Source organism: Merdimonas faecis (assembly GCF_001754075.1).
In the GTDB taxonomy this organism is placed as follows: domain Bacteria; phylum Bacillota; class Clostridia; order Lachnospirales; family Lachnospiraceae; genus Merdimonas; species Merdimonas faecis.
Map to the genome: position 1 here is coordinate 1 of NZ_MIEH01000051.1, position 1,222 is coordinate 1,222.

A 1,222-nucleotide genomic window follows, 5' to 3' on the forward strand; every position below is an offset into this window, starting at 1 on the left:
TTTTTGTGTGGTTCGCTTTTTCTTTTGTTTTGCGGTACAATAGTTCCAGCAAAACAAAGGAGCACCGGACATGTCAAAGTCAAAGATCTACTCACCAGAAGAACTGAACAGCTTCAGCAAAGAGACACTCGTAGCAGTGATCCTGTCCATGCAGGATCAGCTGAGCCAGCTGAACGCAAACATGGAGCGTCTGATCGAGCAGATCGCTGACGCCAGCAATAAACGCTATGGGCGTTCTTCTGAAAAACTGGATGTCATAGCAGGCCAGTTAGAACTGGAACTCATCTTTAACGAAGCCGAAGCCCTGACGGAAACACTCTATGTCGTTGAGCCGGCTGAAGAGGATGTGATCCAGGTCGGCCGCCGGAAAAGGAAAGGGAAACGTGAGGAAGATTTAAAGGATCTTCCAATTGAAGTGATCCCTCATACTCTTTCGGATGAAAAACTGCAGGAACTCTTCGGTCCGGATGGCTGGAAGAGGCTTCCGGATGAAGTTTATAAAAGAGTCCGTGTTCAGCCGGCTGTGTACACAGTCGAAGAGCATCATGTAGCTGTCTATGCCGGCAAGGACAATCAGACGATCGTTAAGGCAGACCGTCCGAGAGATCTGCTGCGGAACAGCATCCTGACTCCTTCTCTGGCGGCAAGTATCATGAATGCCAAGTATGTAAACGGGCTTCCTCTGTACCGGATCAGTCAGGAATTCCTGCGGAACGACATCCACATTTCCAAGCAGGTGATGGCGAACTGGATGATCCAGTGTGCGGACCGGTATCTGGGAATCCTTTATGATTATCTCCATAAAGAACTGTACCGTTTCCATGTGCTGCAGGCCGACGAAACTCCGGTCATGGTATCGAAGGATGGGCGTCCCGCAAACAGCAAGAGTTATATGTGGATCTACCGCACTGGGAAGATCTACAAAGATACGCCCATCGTCCTGTATGAATATCAGCGGACCCGAAAAGCAGACCACCCGCAAGAATTCCTGAAGGGCTTTACAGGTGTAGTTGTCTGTGACGGCTATTCCGCTTACAGGAAGCTGGACCGGGAAAATCCGGATATCACATTTGCCGGGTGCTGGACACATGCAAGGCGCTATTTCTCAGATGCTTTAAAAGCCCTTCCGAAAGCAGCACAAAAAACTGCAAAAGATACCGTTGCGTATGAAGCTGTGAAGCGGATCGGGGCCATCTATCATCTGGACAATCAGTTGGCTGCT

The 1,222-nt window shown here is 49.5% G+C and carries 1 protein-coding gene; it reads left to right on the top strand.

All coding sequences use genetic code 11. The features are described from left to right. Positions 1–70: 70 nt before the first annotated feature. Positions 71–1,222: IS66 family transposase (gene tnpC, locus BKD12_RS16130; RefSeq protein ID WP_070090364.1), on the top strand; the 1,152-nt coding region annotated here is incomplete at its 3' end.